16 protein-coding genes are annotated in these 17,395 nt (G+C 66.3%); 3 read left to right on the forward strand and 13 right to left on the reverse strand.

The window, feature by feature from the left end; translation table 11 throughout:
* Positions 1–91 precede the first annotated feature (91 nt).
* Positions 92–262, forward strand: a complete 171-nt coding sequence (locus ACHWUQ_RS08860; RefSeq protein WP_394680920.1) for a hypothetical protein — start codon at positions 92–94, stop codon at positions 260–262.
* A 119-nt stretch (positions 263–381) separates the two neighbouring features.
* Here the strand turns inward: ACHWUQ_RS08860 and ACHWUQ_RS08865 are convergent, their stop codons facing one another.
* The 13 genes from ACHWUQ_RS08865 to trpB form a co-directional block, all read right to left on the reverse strand.
* Positions 382–1,635: a type II toxin-antitoxin system HipA family toxin gene (locus tag ACHWUQ_RS08865; RefSeq protein WP_373449365.1), complete on the reverse strand. Its 1,254-nt coding sequence runs from the start codon at positions 1,633–1,635 to the stop codon at positions 382–384.
* On the reverse strand, positions 1,619–1,939 hold the full coding sequence (locus tag ACHWUQ_RS08870; RefSeq protein ID WP_394680921.1) for a helix-turn-helix transcriptional regulator: 321 nt from the start codon (positions 1,937–1,939) through the stop codon (positions 1,619–1,621). The genes ACHWUQ_RS08865 and ACHWUQ_RS08870 overlap by 17 nt, the downstream gene beginning before the upstream one ends.
* Before the next feature lie 239 nt (positions 1,940–2,178).
* Positions 2,179–2,790, reverse strand: coding sequence for a peroxidase-related enzyme (locus tag ACHWUQ_RS08875; protein ID WP_239810191.1), 612 nt, complete (start codon positions 2,788–2,790; stop codon positions 2,179–2,181).
* Positions 2,787–3,305, reverse strand: coding sequence for a CMD domain protein (locus tag ACHWUQ_RS08880; protein ID WP_312526050.1), 519 nt, complete (start codon positions 3,303–3,305; stop codon positions 2,787–2,789). The genes ACHWUQ_RS08875 and ACHWUQ_RS08880 overlap by 4 nt, the downstream gene beginning before the upstream one ends.
* A gap of 14 nt (positions 3,306–3,319) precedes the next feature.
* Positions 3,320–4,627 carry an acyl-CoA thioester hydrolase/BAAT C-terminal domain-containing protein gene (locus ACHWUQ_RS08885; RefSeq protein WP_394680922.1) on the reverse strand — a complete coding sequence of 436 codons (1,308 nt, stop codon included), beginning with the start codon at positions 4,625–4,627 and terminating at the stop codon, positions 3,320–3,322.
* Positions 4,627–6,195: an ABC transporter substrate-binding protein gene (locus ACHWUQ_RS08890; RefSeq protein ID WP_394680923.1), complete on the reverse strand. Its 1,569-nt coding sequence runs from the start codon at positions 6,193–6,195 to the stop codon at positions 4,627–4,629. The genes ACHWUQ_RS08885 and ACHWUQ_RS08890 overlap by 1 nt, the downstream gene beginning before the upstream one ends.
* Positions 6,196–6,265: 70 nt before the next feature.
* Positions 6,266–7,294, reverse strand: coding sequence for an ABC transporter ATP-binding protein (locus tag ACHWUQ_RS08895; RefSeq protein ID WP_394680948.1), 1,029 nt, complete (start codon positions 7,292–7,294; stop codon positions 6,266–6,268).
* 5 nt (positions 7,295–7,299) lie between these two features.
* On the reverse strand, positions 7,300–8,328 hold the full coding sequence (locus ACHWUQ_RS08900) for an ABC transporter ATP-binding protein (protein ID WP_239810187.1): 1,029 nt from the start codon (positions 8,326–8,328) through the stop codon (positions 7,300–7,302).
* The gene (locus ACHWUQ_RS08905) at positions 8,325–9,263 is read right to left on the reverse strand and encodes an ABC transporter permease (protein ID WP_394680924.1); all 939 of its coding nucleotides are present in this window, start codon (positions 9,261–9,263) and stop codon (positions 8,325–8,327) included. The genes ACHWUQ_RS08900 and ACHWUQ_RS08905 overlap by 4 nt, the downstream gene beginning before the upstream one ends.
* Positions 9,260–10,234, reverse strand: a complete 975-nt coding sequence (locus tag ACHWUQ_RS08910) for an ABC transporter permease (protein WP_239810185.1) — start codon at positions 10,232–10,234, stop codon at positions 9,260–9,262. The genes ACHWUQ_RS08905 and ACHWUQ_RS08910 overlap by 4 nt, the downstream gene beginning before the upstream one ends.
* Positions 10,231–11,718: a SidA/IucD/PvdA family monooxygenase gene (locus ACHWUQ_RS08915; protein WP_239810184.1), complete on the reverse strand. Its 1,488-nt coding sequence runs from the start codon at positions 11,716–11,718 to the stop codon at positions 10,231–10,233. The genes ACHWUQ_RS08910 and ACHWUQ_RS08915 overlap by 4 nt, the downstream gene beginning before the upstream one ends.
* 11 nt (positions 11,719–11,729) lie before the next feature.
* Positions 11,730–12,731: a LysR family transcriptional regulator gene (locus tag ACHWUQ_RS08920; protein WP_394680925.1), complete on the reverse strand. Its 1,002-nt coding sequence runs from the start codon at positions 12,729–12,731 to the stop codon at positions 11,730–11,732.
* 200 nt (positions 12,732–12,931) lie between these two features.
* Positions 12,932–14,131: a tryptophan synthase subunit beta gene (gene trpB, locus ACHWUQ_RS08925; RefSeq protein ID WP_394680926.1), complete on the reverse strand. Its 1,200-nt coding sequence runs from the start codon at positions 14,129–14,131 to the stop codon at positions 12,932–12,934.
* 99 nt (positions 14,132–14,230) lie between these two features.
* On the opposite strand from trpB, the gene ACHWUQ_RS08930 reads away from it, so the two are divergent.
* Entirely contained in the window at positions 14,231–15,754 is a 1,524-nt protein-coding gene (locus tag ACHWUQ_RS08930) for a DUF2868 domain-containing protein (RefSeq protein ID WP_394680927.1), read from the forward strand.
* A gap of 13 nt (positions 15,755–15,767) precedes the next feature.
* Complete coding sequence (locus tag ACHWUQ_RS08935; protein ID WP_394680928.1) at positions 15,768–17,372, forward strand: DUF3482 domain-containing protein; 1,605 nt, start codon at positions 15,768–15,770, stop codon at positions 17,370–17,372.
* The last annotated feature ends 23 nt before the right edge of the window (positions 17,373–17,395 follow it).

Here is a 17,395-nt window from a genome sequence, read left to right on the forward strand (position 1 = left end):
CTGGTCTCCTGCTGCTCAACATAGCTGCAGGCTAGGGTTAGTGCGTGGGTCAGAATTAGATGGAAATCCTGGGGGTTAGTGGGTCACTTCTGTGTGGAAATCAACAAGCCTGGACGCCATCGTCGACCTGCTGATCCCCGAGCTGCAAAACCGGGGCATGTTCAAGACGCGCTATGCGGAAGGGACCTTGCGCGAAAAGCTGTTCCCGGCAGGGGGCCAGCTGCTGCCGGCCAGCCACCCGGGGGCTGCTTACCGGCGTTGATTTTTGCAGTGCAATGGGGCTTGGCACTTCAGCGCAGAAGCATGCGCCGAGGCGCAGCAAACACAACCATGGGTGCGCGAGAGACCACCATGGGGCAAAGATGGCACTCGGCATACGAGCTAAGAGCGTGCTGCCTTGGTATTGGCGTCGATGGCCGCAGCGATGTCTCTCGCTTTGGTTGTACTGATGATGCCCTGGTAGCCGCCCACCCGAGCCAGAAACATTGACGCCTCCTGCGCCACTCGGTCAATGGTGGTATCGACCTCGATGCTGCTCAACTGCGCCTCCGCCCCCAAACGCTGGAGATGCGAGCGCCTGATGGTCAAAGCTTCCCCCGCCACATCCATCTGGTGGTAGCCGTTAGGTCCCCTGTTGAAGGTGAGGTCGTACGCGGGTGAAAGCTTCCAGGTGCCGTCCTGGCGCATTCGATAGGAGAAATTCTTCCCGTGGTCGTCGCGGTTGTTAAAAATGACATTGAACACCGCACGCTCAAACGCCTTGTGGACCTCCCGCACATCCTTGGTGAAGATCCTTGTGGCCTGGATGAGCGCACTGTAGCCAATGCTTGCGGGTTGCCGAAAATCTGCCCCCACGAAGGCCGCGAGCGTATGAATGGGGACCTTATGACCCCCTTCCCTGTCAAATCGCTGGATGCCGAAGGCCGACAGGTCGCCGCCCAAGTCCATCCACAGGGTTTCAGGCACATCTATCCCACAGCGACGTGCTGACTTGCAGTACAGGTCCTCTATCGCGCAAACCTCGCTGGGCTCATGCATGGCGGGGAACTTGACCAGCCAGGGGCTGCCCTCTTGCATGGGTACGGTGCTTGCTCTTTGATGCTTCGTGTCGATGTACACCAGTGCCTTGGGTCGCGCTCCGTGGGGAGAGCCGCCCACCAGCGCAAGCTGCTTCAGAAGCGCTGTGTCCTTGTCCTCCAAGACAAGCTGCACTTCTCGCGCCAATTGCTCCAAGGGGATAGGTGCCGCCTCTGACGCATCCAGGCCGCTCGCCGGCTCGAAGGCCATTGCGCCCATGGCTGTGTTTCCGATGTAAGCCAGCCGGTCCAGAACCGACAGCTTAGAAGGCTCCAGCCCCCGCTGGCGGAAGAGCCTGTCCATCAGCAGCAAGCCCCAGCCATCTGGCAAGGAATCGTAGGCGGGCCCGGGCAGTCCCATTTGGTGCTGAAACAGCACTTTGGAGAAATCCCTCCCCCGCTGTAACGGCAGCAGATACGGAGATAGCTCAAGCCCGCGCTGAAAAGCCGCCTCGGTGTACTCGAAGATAACGGGACTGCGAAGGTCGGCGGCACCCAAGGTGGCCCAGTGGAAGCGCTCTCCCCAGCCTTCGTAGAACACATTAATCTTTTGCACCATAGGATCCTTTCGGATGTCGGACGCGAAGCGGCAGCGCGGCAGCTTTTTCAAGCTCGGCAATCGTCCGTGGTTGGTAGACGAACAGGTCCTCTAACTGTATGGCGAGGCCAAGCACTTGTACAACCGCGATGACCGTCTCAAAGGAAACGTTTTTTCCCGTCTCCAGGTTCAGCACGGTCGCTTTTGACACGCCTACCCGGCTGGCGAGCTCGGCTTGGGTGAAGCCCTGGGCAATGCGATGCTTGCGCAGGCGCCCTGCGAGTTCAGCAGCGATTTGTGCCGGAGCATAAAGCCCAAGATTCATTATTCTTCTCTTTAAGTACAATAATGACGTTTAAGACCTAATATTTTAAGTTTTATACCCAAACCAGTCAAACATCGACCCGGCCATGTTTCCAGTGGCCGAGGTTGGGCAGAACCGGGGGCGCTGCTGGGTCATCACAGGCTTTTGCAACCTGAACAAAGGCTGCTTCCACAGATAAAACAACCCCCATCGCCCGGCAAAGAGCGATGGGGGTTGCTACATCAGCGCACTAAGCCGCTTCAGGCTTCCGGCATCAGCGGCTCGCCCAGGTTCAGCATCAGGCGGTTGGCCCAGGCAAAGATGGCGTCCGAGTGCAGCAGGTCCAGCACCTCGCCGTCGTTCAGGCCCTCGGCCTTGAGCGCGTCGATGTCGGCGGCGTTGATGGCGGCGGGCTGCTCGGTGATCTTGATCGAGAACTGCACGATGGCCTTTTCACGCGCGGTGGTGCCGGCGGTGGCAGGCTGCTCGAACACCTGGGCAATGGTGTCGCTGCGCTTGGCCAGCTGCTCAAAGCGCTGCGCATGCACCGAGGCGCAGTAGACGCAGCCGTTGATGCGCGATACCACCGTGGAGCCCAGCTCGCGCTCGGCACGCGAGAGGCCGCCGGGCGCATACATGATGGCGTTGAAGGCCGTGGAGCGCTCGCGCAGGATCTGCGGCTGGTGCACCAGGAACAGGTAGTAGTCCGAGGTCTTGGCCTTGGGGTGGCTCTCCTCCAGCACGGCCATCTGGTCGGGCGTGGCCTGGTCGAGCTGGACCACATCGAGCCAGGCCTTCCATTCCAGCGATTCGTTGGTGAAGCCGTGGGCGCGGATGACCTGGGCGGGTTGGAATGCGGCGGGCGTGCTCATGCGGTGGCCTCCTCGGATGCTTTCATGGCTTGCAGGCCGGCGACAAGGCGGACCTGGTACGAGAGAAACGCGATCAGCTGCGACAGCGCCACGACGGCCGGGGTGCTGATGCCAGCGGCTGGCAAGGTTTCCAGCGCGGCCTTGTCGCCGTCGATCGGCTTCTCGATCAAGGTGCGGGTAAAGGCCAGCATGGCCGCCAGGCGCGGGTCTTGCGCATCCTGGGGCTGGCCGGTCTCTGCCACGGCGATCAGTGCGGCATCCACCGGCAGCTGCTGCAGGCGTTCGCGGTAATGGGCAACCAGCTCGGGGGCGGGGGTCAGGCGGCAGGCATAGAGCGCGACCAACAGGCGCTCGGCCAGGCTGATGCCCGGCAGCGCCGGGTCAAACAAGGCCTGGTAGCTGCCCTGGGTGGCGGCCACGACCTTTTCACGCTGGTGGCGGGCCGCGTAGGTGCGGCTGCCCGGTGCCAGACCGACCAGCCGGTCGATCAGGTCATCGCTGGGGGAAGTGGACATGCAAGACTCCTTGGTTATGTTTTTGCAGCGCCGGCATGGGCCGCCACCGCACGTTCTAGAAACTGCAGCACGCCCTGCCAGGACGCGGCATCGGCATGGGCGTTGTCGGCCGGGTTGCCGCCGCCGGTGCTGACCTTGCCCGAGACCGGGTGCGCATAGACCAGCTGCGTGGTCGGCACATAGGGGAACAGGATGGCGTGGCCGGCGCGCTCGAAGTCCAGCCACTGCACATCGTGCGGGTGCTGCACCTCGGCCAGCTTGTCGCGCACCATCTGCGAATACACGCTCGACGGCCAGGAGCCATCGTCGGTGGCCGACAGCAGCATCACCGGGCCCTGGATGCGCTCCACCGGGATGCGCGCACGCGCGACGGCCTCGGCATCGCGCAAGGCGGTGCGCATCGCGCGCTCATGGCGGTGGGGCGATGGGCCTTCGTCAAACGGGGCCCAGCTGGCAGTGCGGTTGTTTTCCCAGATGTGGGTCAGCGGCTGGCCGTCCAGCAGCCAGGTCGGGCCTTCGCGGCCTACCTGCGGGTCGCAGGCGTTCTGGCCGCTGTGCACAAACGCGCTGGGCACATAGCCCACCACCGCCGATACCTGCTGCGCAAAGGTTGCCCCGAGCAGCAGCACCAGTTCACCGCCGCGCGACTGGCCGCTGAGCGCGACAAAGTCATGCGCCGGTTGCACCGTGCGGCGCAGCCATTGCAGGCCTTTTTCAAAATACTCCAACGGGGTGTTGGAGATGTAGGGCGACAGCCCCGGCGCCTTGAAATACGCGAGCGCAAAGGCCGCATAGCCGCGCGATGCATAGAGCGCGGCGCGCGGCTCGTTGATGCCGCCGCCCGAGCCATTGACGATCATCACCGCCGGGTGCGGGCCGGGGCCGGCGGGCAGGTACAGGGTGCCGACCAGGCCGTCCTCGCGCACCTCGCGGCGGGTGACGCCGGGGGCTGCGAGCTGCTGGCTGAAGCGGGCCTGCGCCTGCGCAGTGCCGGAGCTGGCTTGCAAGCTCGTCACCAACGCCTCGGTCACCGGCTGGTTGAACAGCTCGCGGCTGGAGGATTGCACCGGGCTTTGCGACCAGACCAGGCCCATGCCATCGACACCGGCATAGCTGCCGGAGACGGGGGCATCGCGGTTTAGATCCACGGTCCCCTGCGCATCGGCGATGAAGCGCGCCTGCGCGCGCCACAGCACGCCGCTGCGCGGGGTCTCGGCACGGATCTCTACCGCCTCACCGGGCTGGGCGCCTTCGATACGGATGTGGCGTGCCACATCGATCAGCGCGTCCGCCTGGTCAACCGTGATGGACAGCTGGGCCATCAGGGTGCCACCTTGGTCACCATCGACGCGGTGGTGCGGTCGCTGCTGAACGGGGTGACCTTCAGGCCCTTCTTCGCGGCCCAGATATTGCGGTAGTGGAACAGCGGGATGATGCCCACATCATCGGACACCACCTTGGCCGACTGGCGCAGAATGCTCTCGCGCTTGGCCATGTCGAACTCTTCGGTGGATTCGGTCAGCGCCCTGTCCACCGCCGGGTTGCTGTAGTGGCCCCAGTTGGAGGCGCCCAGGCCCTTCTTCGCATCGACCGTGGCCAGCACGTTCACCAGCGCATAGCTGGCTTCACCGGTGCCATTGCCCCAGGCGAGCATGCTCATCGCATATTCGTTCTTGTTGGCGCGGCCCGAGTACACGGCCCATGGCACCACCTCCACCTGGGTCTTGACGCCAATGCGGGTCCAGAACTGGGCCACCACCTGGGCCGTCTCAGGGCCTTGCGGGTAGCGGTCGTTGGGCACATGCATGGTCAGCTTGAAGCCTTCGGGGAAACCGGCATCGGCCAGCAGCTTCTTGGCCTTGGCGGCATCAAAAGGAATGTTCTTGATGTCGGGGTTGTAGCCATAGGTGTTCTTGGGCATCCACTGGTTGGCCTCGGTGGCTGCGTCCTGCAGGATGCGGTCCACGATGGCGCCCCGGTTGATCGCCAGGTTCAGCGCCTCACGCACGCGCTGGTCCAGCAGCGGGTTCTTGGGCAACGGCTTGCCGGCGTTGTCGGTGATGAAGGCATTGGGCGCCGGGTTGAAGCTCGGTTGCAGCAGCATCACACGCAGGCCGTCGTAGGGGTAGACGGTGACGTTGGGCGCGTTCTTCAGCCGCGCCAGGTCGGAGACCGAGACCTTGTCGATCACGTCCACATCGCCTGCCAGCAGCGCGGCGGTGCGCGATGCGGCATTGTTGATGTAGCGGTAGTTGACCTTCTCCCAGATCGGCTTGTCACCCCAGTAGCCATCGTTGCGCTGCATCACCACGCGGTCGCCCGGCGTGTAGGACACCCATTTGTAGGGGCCCGAGCCGACCATGGCCTTGCCCGCGTTGTAGTCTTCGGTGGCCGATTTCTCGCCCACATGCTTGCTGACGATGTGCACCGAAGCCAGGTTCAGCGGCAGATCGGGGTTGGGGATATTGGTCTTGATGATCAGCGTGTGCGGGTCCTTGGCGGTCACCGATTCGACGGTGCGCAGGTAGCCGGCAAAGGTGGCCACGCTGCCGGGCACGGCGCGCGCGCGCTGGTAGGAGTAGATGACGTCTTCGGCGCTGAAGGCCTTGCCGTCCTGCCATTTCACATCGGTGCGCAGCTTGAACTCCCAGGTCTTGGGGTCCAGGTTCTTCCAGCTCGCAGCCAGGCCAGGCTGCAGCTTGTTGTAGTTGTTCTGGACCAGCAGGTCCCAGAAGTGCAGGTCCACCGAGCGGTCGCCGGCGTGGTTGTTGAGCTGGGGGTCCATCGACGAGACCGGGTCGGCAAAGCCGATGTTCAAGGTCTGCGCATGGGCAGCCAGGCCAGCGCCCATCAGGGCAGCGGTGAGGGAAGAGACGATGATGCGTTTCATGGCGAACTCCTGGTGAAACTGTGAAAACGGTGCAAAGAATGCGGATAAAAGGCGGCGCTCAGCTGAGCGTTCAGGCGTCGTTCAAATGGCAGGCGCTTTGGTGCTGGATGGCGATGCCCTTGAGCTGGGGCGCCTCCACCGTGCAGCGCGGCATCGCACGCGGACATCGCGGATGGAAGTGGCAGCCGCTGGGAGGGTTCAGCGGGCTGGGGATTTCGCCCTGGATGGCCGAGTAGGTCTTGTGGCGGGCATTCATGTTGGGCACCTCGGCCAGCAAGGCCTGGGTGTAGGGGTGGTTGGGCCGGGCAAACAGCTCTTCGACCGGCGCAGTCTCGATCACGCGGCCCAGGTACATCACCACCACCCGGTCGCAGATATGCTCGACGACGCCCAGGTCATGGCTGATGAACAGATAGGTCAGGTGCAGCTGCTCGCGCAGGTCCATGAACAGGTTCAGGATCTGCGCCTGGATCGACACATCGAGCGCGGCCACCGCCTCATCGCAGACCAGCATGTGCGGCTGCACCGCCAGTGCGCGGGCAATACCGATGCGCTGGCGCTGGCCGCCGCTGAACTGGTGCGGGTAGCGGCTGCGCAGCGCGGGGTCGAGCCCGGCGCGCTCCATCTGCGCGCAGACATAGTCGTCAAAACCGGCCTGGTCCACCAGGCCATGGATGCGGGCCGCCTCGCCAACGATCTCGTCCACGCGCAGGCGCGGGTTCAGGCTGGCGTACGGGTCCTGGAAGATCATCTGGATGCGCAGGCGCTCGGCATGGCGCTCGGCCGGCGTGAGCGCGGCCAGCGGTTTGCCGGAAAAGCGCACTTCGCCATCGGACGGTGGCAGCAACCCGGCCGCCATGCGGCCCAGGGTGGACTTGCCGCAACCGGATTCGCCCACCAGGCCCACCACCTCACCGGGGCGCACCAGCAGATCGACCTGGTCGACCGCACGGGTCACCGGGTGGGGCTTTTCCAGCCCCAGGCTTTGCAGCAGGCGGCCGCCCAAGCCGGGCTTTTGCTCGCCAAAGCGCTTGCTGACCTGGCGCAGCTCGACCACCGGGGTGTCTGCGGCGCTGCCCTCCGCTGTGGTATTCGTCATCTCGTTCATGGGCGGGCCTCCAGGCCTTGCGGCGCGGTGGCACCCAGGTTGCTGGGGGCGCTGGCGGCCAGCGCCGGGTGGAAGCAGCGCACCAGGCGGCCGGGCAGCGGCTCGGTCTGCTCGGGCTGGGCCTGGCAGGCAGCGGTGGCGCGGGCGCAGCGGGCGGCAAAGGCACAGCCCGGCGGCAGCTGCAGCATATTGGGCGTCATTCCGGGAATCTGCTGCAGGCGGCTGCCGCGCCGGTTGTTGGCCGGCAGGCTGCCGATGAGGCCGGCGGTATAGGGGTGCAGCGGGCTGTCCAGCACGGCATCGACGCCGCCTTGCTCGACGATGCGGCCGGCATACATCACCGCCACTTCGTCGGCCAGACCGGCCACCACCGACAGGTCGTGCGTGATCCAGATCAGCGAGGTGCCCTGCTGGCGCGCCAGCTTCTGCACCTCGGACAGGATCTGCGCCTGGATGGTCACATCCAGCGCCGTCGTGGGCTCGTCGGCAATGATCAGATCGGGCCGGTGCAGCATCGCCGTGGCAATGGCCACGCGCTGGCGCATGCCGCCCGACAGCTGGTGCGGGTAGGCCTGCAGGCGCTCGTCGGGGCTGGCAATGCCCATCATCGCCAGGGTCTCGCGGGCACGGTCCCGTGCCTGGGCCTTGCTGGCCGAGGTATGGGCGCGCACCGCTTCGATCATCTGCGTGTCCACGCGCAACACGGGGTTGAGCGTCATCATCGGGTCCTGGAAGATCATCGCGATGCGGTTGCCCTGCAGCTGGCGCAGCTCGCGCGGCTTGATCTTGGTGATGTCGCGGCCCTGGAACAGCACCTCACCGCCGGTCACGCGGCCCGGTGCATCGACCAGGCCCATGATGGAAAAACCGGTGACGGACTTGCCCGAGCCGGACTCGCCGACCAGGCCCAGGATGCGGCCACGCTCCAGGGTGAAGGACACATCATTGACCGCGCGCAGGGTGCCGGCGCGGGTCGCAAACTCGGTGCGCAGATGGCGCACCTGCAAGGTGGGCACGCTGCTCATCGGGTGTTCCTCGGGTTCAGGACATCGCGCAGGCGGTCGCCCACCAGGTTGATCGCCACGATGGTGACCAAGAGCGCAATGCCGGGGTAGAAGCTGATCCAGTACTGGCCCGAGAGCATGAACTGGTAGCCGTTGGAGATCAGCAGGCCCAGCGAAGGTTCGGTCACCGGCACGCCCAGGCCCAGAAAGCTCAAGGTGGCCTCCAAGGTGATGGCGCGGGCGATCTGCAGGGTGCCGATCACGATCAGCGGCGGCAGGCAGTTGGGCAGGATGTGGCGCACCATGATGCGCCAGTTGGGGATGTCCAGGCAGCGCGCCGCCTCGACATACTCGCGCCGGCGCTCGACCAGGGCCTGGCCGCGTGCGGTGCGGGCGTAGTAGGCCCATTCCAGGATCACCAGGGTCAGCACCACATTGCCCACGCCCTTGCCCAGGTAGGCAAGGATCATCATCGCAACCAGGATCGAGGGGAAGGACAGGATCAGATCGACCACGCGCATGATGATCGTGTCGGTCTTGCCACCGGCATAGGCGGCCAGCAGGCCCAGCAAGGTGCCGACAACGCCGGCCATCAACGCCGAGCCCACGCCCACCAGCAGGCTGATGCGCAGGCCGTAGAGAATCGCCGAGTACAGATCGCGGCCCTGGCCATCGGTGCCCAGCATGTAGTGGAAGCTGTCCATGCCATTGGCCGAGCCTGGCGGCAGGCGTGCATCGAGCACGTCGAGCTGCTGCAGGTCATAGGGGTTCTGCGGCGTGATCCAGGGAGCGACCAGCGCCGCCAGAATCAGCACCACGGCGACGATGAGGCCGAACAGCGCCAGGCGCGAGGCCATGAAATCCGCCACATGCGCGCGCCAGGGCGAAGGCTGGCGCAGCGCCGCTGCCGGGGCCGTGCCCACGGGGGTGTTCGCAGGGGTGTTGGTGCCGCTCATGCTGCGCCCTCCAGGCGCACGCGGGGGTCGAGCACCTTGTACAAGATATCCACGATCAGATTGAGCGTGACGAACAGGCAGACCACCACCACCAGGTAGGAGACGATGACGGGACGGTCCAGCGCATTGATGCTGTCCAGAATCAGCTTGCCGGCGCCCGGCCAGGAGAAGATGCTCTCGGTCACCACCGCAAAGGCGATGGTCGAGCCCAGCTCCAGGCCCAGCACGGTGACCAGCGGAATCATCGTATTGCGCAGCACGTGCAGGCCCACCACGCGCAGCGGCGACAGGCCCTTGGCGCGGGCGAACTTCACATAGTCCAGCGGCAGCACTTCACGCACACCGGCGCGCGTGAGGCGGATCACCAGCGAGATCTTGAACAGCGACAGGTTGATCGCCGGCAGCAGCATGTGGCGCAGGCCGTCAGCCGTCAGAAACGACCACTGCGCGCCGAGAAACTCCACCGTCTGGCCGCGCCCGCTCGACGGCAGCATGCCCAGCGAGACGCTGAAGGTCATGATCAGCATCAGGCCGACCCAGAACGTGGGCAGCGAAAAGCCCACGATGCTGCCGGCCATGATGGATTTGGAAAACCAGCTCTCGGGGTAGAGGCCGGCCAGCAGGCCCAGCGGCACGCCCAGCACCACAGCGATGACCAGCGCGGCAATCGCCAGCTCCAGGGTCGCCGGCAGGCGCTGCAAAATCAGCTCGATCGCCGGCACGTTGTAGACAAAGCTCACACCCAGGTTGCCCTGCAGCGCGCCGCCGACAAAGCCCAGGTACTGGCGCCACAGCGGCTGGTCAAAGCCCAGCTGGGCGATGATGCGCGCACGCTCGACCTGGTCCACGTCCTGGCCGATGAGGATATCGACCGGGTTGCCGATGGCATGCAGGCCGACGAAGACGATCACCGTCATCAAGAGCACCACCACCAGCGCCTGCGCAAGGCGGCGCAACAGCCAGCCGATCATGGTGCGTCCGCCTTGTCCAGCAACGCGGCGGTCTGGCCGGGGGGGTCGGCCGGCGTCCACTCATCGCCAAACACTTCGGGGTCGCTGAAGGCCTGCAGCTTCTCGAAATGCCACTGCACATCTTCGGCATACAGGCGGCTGCTGATGCCCTGGGCCAGGCGCTCGGCGCCCACGCTGATCGCAGGAATATCGCCGGACACCGTGCCATGCGTCAGCGCCGCCGGGTACGAGAACGCATGGATGCGCTCCAGCCCCGGGCAGGCGCCGGGAATCTTTGGCTGCAACTCGAAGGCCGGGCCCAGGTCGGGCGAGTCGGACAGCTCCTGGTCGTCCTCGCCCTCGGGGTGGCGGAAGCGGTCGCCCCAGTTGCGCACATGGGCGGCAAAGGGGGCAAATTCGCTGCGCGCATTCCAGTCGATGCGAAAGCCGGTGGAGAACACGACAAAGTCCAGATGGAACACGCCCTTGGAGGTGTGCACGCGGATCTCGTCGCCGGTCCACTCCATGCGCTCGATCGCGCAGCCCAGGTTGAAGCGGGCATTGGCATGGCGCGAGACGCGCAAGGTGCTGCCCCGGGGTGGCGGTACCTGCTGCACATTGATGTAGTGGCGGATCTTCCACTTCCAGTCGTCGGGCAGGTGCAGATGGCCATGGGTCAGGCCCGGGCTGCCGGCGCCCTTGCCCTTGTTGACGCGCGGAATATCGCTGCGGCGGATCAGCAGATCAACGCTGGCAGCGCCGCTCTCCAGCGCCGTGGCAGCACTGTCCATCGCCGAGGCACCGGCGCCCACCACGCCGATGCGCTTGCCGGCCAGCTGGGCGTAATCGGTGCTGTCCGACGAATGGGCCCAGCGGTCACGCGGCAGGCTGCGCGCCATCTCGGGCACATAGGCGCCGCCCAGGCCGTCGCGGCCGGTGGCCAGCACCACATGCCGCGCCAGCACCTTGCGTGCGCCGTCGGGGGTCTCCAGATCGAGCTGCACCACGCCATCGGCGCCGCGCGGGCGCACGGCCAGCACCTTGTGGCCGTTGTGCACCGGCAGCGCCAGCACCTGGCGGTACCAGCGCAGGTAGTCCATCCACTGCAGGCGCGGGATCTTGTCGAGCGCCTCCCAGGCCTCCAGGCCGAACTGCGACTCGAACCAGGCGCGGAAGGTCAGCGCCGGTTTGCCCAGCGCCGGGCCGGTGAGCTGCTTGGGCGAGCGCAGGGTTTCCATGCGCGCCGTCGTCGCCCAGGGGCCTTCAAAGCCGGCGGGCGACTGGTCAAAAATCTGGGCCGGCACGCCCATGAAGCGCAGCGCAGCGCACGCGGCCAGACCCGACATGCCGCCGCCGATGATGGCAACGGGCAGTACCGGTTCGCCCTCGAGCGCGGTTTCGGGCACCCAGTCCTTGGCGGGCAGGTCCAGCCAGGCCAGGTCCTGGCGCACCCGTGCTTCGAGTGCAGCCAGCCCGGCGGGCGGCAATTGGCGGTCGTCGTTCATGCGTGGTTCTCTCAAGGTTCTTGCGCGCCAGCAGCGGGCCGCTGGCCCTCTGGCAGCATTTCTTCCAGCAGCGCGGCGTGCTCTCGCGCGTCATGCAGTACAAAGCCGGGCAGCAGCGCCTGCGCCACCTCGGTCAAGGCCTGGCACAGCGCATCCATCGCCGGCGTGCAAGGCGTGGCCTGCTGGCTGACCACGCCAAACAAAAAGGGGATGTCGGTATCGAGCGGGCGCACCACCACGCCTTGCAGCGGCAGGCCCAGCGCCGTCACCGGCTCCAGCACCGAGACACCCAGGCCCGCGCGCACCGCAGCCATCGCGTTCACCGAGGCATTGGTTTCCATGAACTGGGTCTGCCCGGGTTGCGCGCCCGGGCGGGCGGCGGCAAAGGCCTCATCGAGGCGGCCGCGCAAGCGGTAGGGGTTGGCCATGGTGATGATGCGGCGCTCGGCCAGCGCGGCGAGGGGTATCACGTCCAGTGCGGCCAGCGGGTCGCCCTCGGGCAGCACCGCCACGCAGGCAGCGCGGCCAATCCAGTGCACCTGCAGGCCCCGGTGCTCCAGCGGCAGGCTGCTCACGCCCAGCTGGGCGGCACCGGTCAGCACACCCTGGGCCACCTGCTCGGGCGAGGCGCTGCGCAGCTGGATGTGCGAAATACTCTGCGCCATCGCGCCTTCCAGCCGCGCCAGCGCCGCAGGCACCAGGCCCGCGGCCAGCGCCGGCGTGGCCAGCAGGTTCAGCGGGCGTTGGCTGCCGCCTGCAATCTCGCGGGCGCGCTGGCGGATCTGCTGCAGGCTGTGCAGCGCATGGGCCACATCCTCGTACAGCAGAAAGCCTTGCTCATTCGGGGTGATGCGCGGTCCGTTGCGGCTGAACAGCGCATAGCCAATCTCCTGCTCCAGCTCCTGCACCAGGCGGCTGATCGCGGGCTGCGAACGGCCCAGCATGCGGCCGGCGGCCGTCACGCTGCCGGTCGAGATCACGGCCGCGAAGGCCTCAAGCTGGCGAAGTTCCATGGGTATTGAATGCGAAAACCGCATTCTGAGCTATTGAGTATGCAATCTACAAATACTAAATAGACATATCCAAATAGCAGAAGCGTATTTACCCGGGTACCGGGGCGGCGGCAGCCCGCCGGCAGCGCAATGCGGACGCAAAAAAAGGGAGCTTGCGCTCCCTTTGGCTGGCTTTCGGCCTGGGTGGACGCTGTGCCCGCTCAGAGCCCCAGCTTCCTGGCTACGTAGTCGGCGTCCTTGTCGCCCCGGCCCGAGAGGTTGACGAGGATGTTCACCTCCTTGTCCAGCTGGGGCGCGATGCGCATGGCCCATGCGACGGCATGGGCGCTTTCCAGCGCCGGGATGATGCCCTCGACCCGCGACAGGGTCATGAAGGCATCGAGGCAGGCCTGGTCGTCCACTGCCTGGTAGTCGACCCGGCCCAGGTCCTTGAGGTAGCTGTGCTGCGGGCCCACACCGGGGTAGTCCAGGCCCGAGGCGATGGAATGCACGGCCGCAGGGCTGCCATCGGCGTTCTCCAGCACATAGCATTTCATGCCATGGATGGCACCGGGCTTGCCCACCGACAAGGTCGCGGCATGCTTGCCCGGCTGGTCCACGCCCTCGCCCGCCGGCTCCACACCGACCAGCTTGACACCGGCATCGGCCAGGAAGGCGCTGAAGATGCCCATCGCATTGGAGCCGCCGCCCACGCAGGCCGCGACATAGTCGGGCAGCTTGCCATGGCGGGTCTGGAACTGCTCGCGCGCCTCGCGCCCGACGATGGACTGGAAGTCACGCACCATCTTCGGAAACGGGTGCGGGCCCACCACCGAGCCGATCGCATAGAGGTAGTTCGTCGGGTCCTTGAGGTATTCCTCAAACGCGCTGTCGACGGCCTCCTTCAACGTTGCCTGGCCAAAGGTCACCGGCACCAGCTTGCAGCCCAGGATGCGCATCTTGGTGACGTTGGGGTGCTCCTTCTCGATATCGACCTGGCCCATGTGGATCTCGCAGGGGATGCCCACCAGCGCGCAGGCCGTTGCCAAGGCCACGCCATGCTGGCCGGCGCCGGTCTCGGCGATCACCTTGGTCTTGCCCATGAACTTGGCCAGCAGCGCCTCGCCCAGGCAGTGGTTGATCTTGTGTGCGCCGGTGTGGTTGAGGTCTTCGCGCTTGAGGTGGATCTGCGCGCCGCCCAGCTGCTGCGACAGGCGCCGGGCATGGAAGATGGGGCTGGGGCGGCCCACATAGTCCTGGAACAGGTGCTGGAGCTCGTCCTGAAAATCCTGGCGCTGCACGATCTGCTCGTAGGCCTCGGCGATATCGTCCATCGCCTTTTTCAGATGCGGGGGCACCAGCTGGCCGCCGTAGTCACCAAAGAAACCGTTGGCATCGGGCATGTCGGCAAAGTTCATCATTGTTGTCATCTGTGGTGTCTCTGTGAACGCAAAGCTTCGTTGATACCACAGCGTCCCCGGCTACAGCTTGCAGGTTTTCCCGGTGCCACAATAGCTGCCATGAAAGCTGACGCCGTTCGTGACATCGCCCTGGCCCATGCCATCGAAACCTCGCCGCCCCATGAGGCCCTGCCCAGCGCTGCGCGCTGCGAGGCCATCACGCAGGAGGTGCTGCACACCTTGGGCAAGCCCGCCTTGGGTGGCAAGGCCGGCCAGGCCGCCTTTGCCCAGTTTTTGCAGCTGCGCGCCCAGCGCATCATCCAGGCCAGCCAGTTGCCCGCCGATGTGCGCCAGCTCTGGCAGCATGCCCCGGGCCTGGCGCGCTGGACGCCGCTGGCCATCGGCCTGCTGGCGCTGTGCCTGGGCTTTGCCAGCCACCGCATCACCGATCCGCACCGGGTCGATCTGCTGTCGCTGTCGCTGATGGGCATCGTGCTGTGGAACCTGCTGATGTATGCGGTGCTGCTGGTACGCAGCATGGTGGGCCTGGCGCGGCGCCAGCCCGCCCGGGTGGCGCTCTGGGAGCCGGCCCAGCTGCCCGCTGGCGGCCAAGACACACCCACCGCAGACGAACACCCCGGCTGGCTGGCACGCCTGCGCGGCAAGGCCATGCCTGCGCTGCGCGGCAGCGGCCTGCGCAAGATGGCGCTGCGCTTTGAACGCAACTGGTGGCAGGCCAGCGAAAGCGTGCGCAACGCCCAGTGGCTGCAGTGGCTGCACCTGGGCGCGGCGCTGGTGGCAGCCGGTGCACTGGCCTCGCTGTGGCTTACCGGCCTGACCAAGGAATACCAGGTCGGCTGGGAGAGCACCTTCCTGTCGGCCGCGCAGGTGCAGCACTGGCTCAACATCCTGTTTGCCCCCACCCAGTGGCTGCAGTGGACAACACCGTGGAGCCTGGCCGACATCCAGGCGCTGCAAGGCTGGGTGACCAGCAGCATGCCGGCGCAGTACCAATCGGCAGCGGCCCAGGCGCCGCAGCCCGGTGTGCTCAGCGCGCCGGTCACCTATGTGGGCGAGCGCTGGGTCTGGGCCTATACCGCCTTGCTGGGCGCCACCGTGGTGCTGCCGCGTTTGCTGCTGGCCCTGTGGCAGGGGCTGCGCGCACGCTGGCGCCGCCAGCACCTACAGCTGCCGCTGAACCAGGCCTACTTTGCCCGCCTGCAGCGCGACTTTGGCGGCCTGGCCACGCGCCTGGTGCTGCTGCCTTTCAGCATCGATGTGACGCCCGAGCGCCGCGCGGCGATCGGCCACCATGCGATCAGCCTCTATGGCGCAGGCGCTCATGTCGACTGGCTGCCCACCCTGGCCTATGGCGCGGCGCTGCCCGGCATCGATGTGCCCGCAGGCGCGCAGGCGGTGGTGCTGGTCAGCCTGTCGGCCACGCCCGAGGCCGAGGTACATGGCGAGCTGCTCACCCAGCTGCACAACCGCCACGGCGCCAACGGCCAGCTCTGGCTCTGGGGCAGCGATTTTGCCGCCCGCAATGCCGGCGCCCCCCGCCGCCTGCAGGAGCGCGAAGCGCTGTGGCAGGAGTTTGCCCGCCAGCATGGCATCCATGCCCAGCTGATCACCACCGGCACCTGACGAGACCCGCACGATGACCGAGACCACGAACGACCTCCAGCATTCCGCCGCACTGGCACCCGATGCCGCCGGTGCCGGCGACCAGTCGATTGCCTGGTGCCTGCTGTCGCACACCAATATCGGCAAGACCACCCTGGCCCGCACCCTGGTGGCCGAGGACATTGGCGAAGTGCAGGATGCCGCCCATGTCACTAGCCAATCGCAGCGCTATCTGCTGCAGCGCACCGAGCAAGGCGACGAACTATGGCTCTGGGACACGCCGGGCTTTGGCGATTCGGTACGGCTCTACAACCGCCTGAAGCAGCAGGGCAACCCGCTGGGCTGGTTTCTGTCGAACGTCTGGGACCGCTGGCGCGACAAGCCCTTCTACATGAGCCAGCGCGCGTTGCAGGCTGCACGCGACCATGCCGATGTGATGCTCTACCTGGTCAATGCCGCCGAAGACCCGGCCGACGCCGGTTACTGGGCCAGCGAGATGCGCATCCTGCAGTGGATGGACAAGCCCGTGCTGGTGCTGCTCAACCAGATTGGCAGCGACACCAGCGCCGCGCAGACCACCGCCGACCTGCAGCGCTGGCGCACCGCGACGGCCGAGTTTGCCGGCACCGTCCGCTCGGTGCAGGTGCTCGACGCCTTTACCCGCAGCTGGTGGCATGAAAAGCAGGTGATGCAGTCCATCGCACCGCTGCTGCCCGATGCCAAGCAGCCGGCCTACCAGCGCCTGCTGCAGACCCGCGCCGCGCGCCAGCAGCAGCGCGAAGCGGCCAGCTTGAAGGCCCTGGCCGAGCAATTGCTGCTGGCGGCCACCGCGCAGGAGACCGTGCAGGCCAGTGACAACAAGCTCTGGCAGCGCGCCTGGAACAAGGTCAGCGGCTCGGTCGCGCAGGCGATCCGGGGCAGCGGTGCTGAGGGCGCCGAACTCAGCCCCGAGCAGACCGCCGCGATGCAGCGCCTGACCCAGTCACTGCAGCAGGCCGACCTCGCCAGCACCCAGGCGCTGCTGGAGCTGCACCAGCTCGATGGCCAGGCGGCCAGCCAGCTCCAGCAGCAGCTCAAGGACCACCTGAAAACCAGCACACCGCTGGACCCGCAGACGGCCAGCCTCTGGGGTGCGCTGACAGCCGGCGCAGCCACGGGCTTGGGGGCCGACATGGTCGCCGGCGGCATGACGCTGGGCGCCGGTGCGCTGGTGGGTGCACTCGTGGGCGCCGTCACCTTTGCCGGTGCCGCCTGGAGCGCGAACAAGATGTTCGACCAGCAAGCCCAGCGCTTTCACCTGTCCCCCGAGTACCTGAGCGCCCTGACCGGGCAGTTGCTGCTCAAGTACCTGGTGATCTCGCACTTTGGCCGGGGACGCGGGCGCTACACCAGCCCCAGCGCGCCGGTGCAGTGGAGCGAGGCGGTGCAGGCTGCCGTGCAGCACCGCGCCACACAGTGGCAGCAGCTATGGAAGGCGCTGGGCAGCCGGGCGCCCGACGCCGCCTTGAGCGACGAGGCGCGCGCCGCCCACTTGCAGGCGCTGCAGCTGCAGTTGGGTGAATGCCTGCACGAGGCGCTGGACCGCCTCTACCCCGGCATGGATCGATCAGCAGCCAGTGCTGATACAAATATTCAATAAAAACAAGCAATTACAAAATAATC

It is taken from the genome of uncultured Comamonas sp., from assembly GCF_964277875.1.
In the GTDB taxonomy this organism is placed as follows: domain Bacteria; phylum Pseudomonadota; class Gammaproteobacteria; order Burkholderiales; family Burkholderiaceae_C; genus Comamonas; species Comamonas sediminis.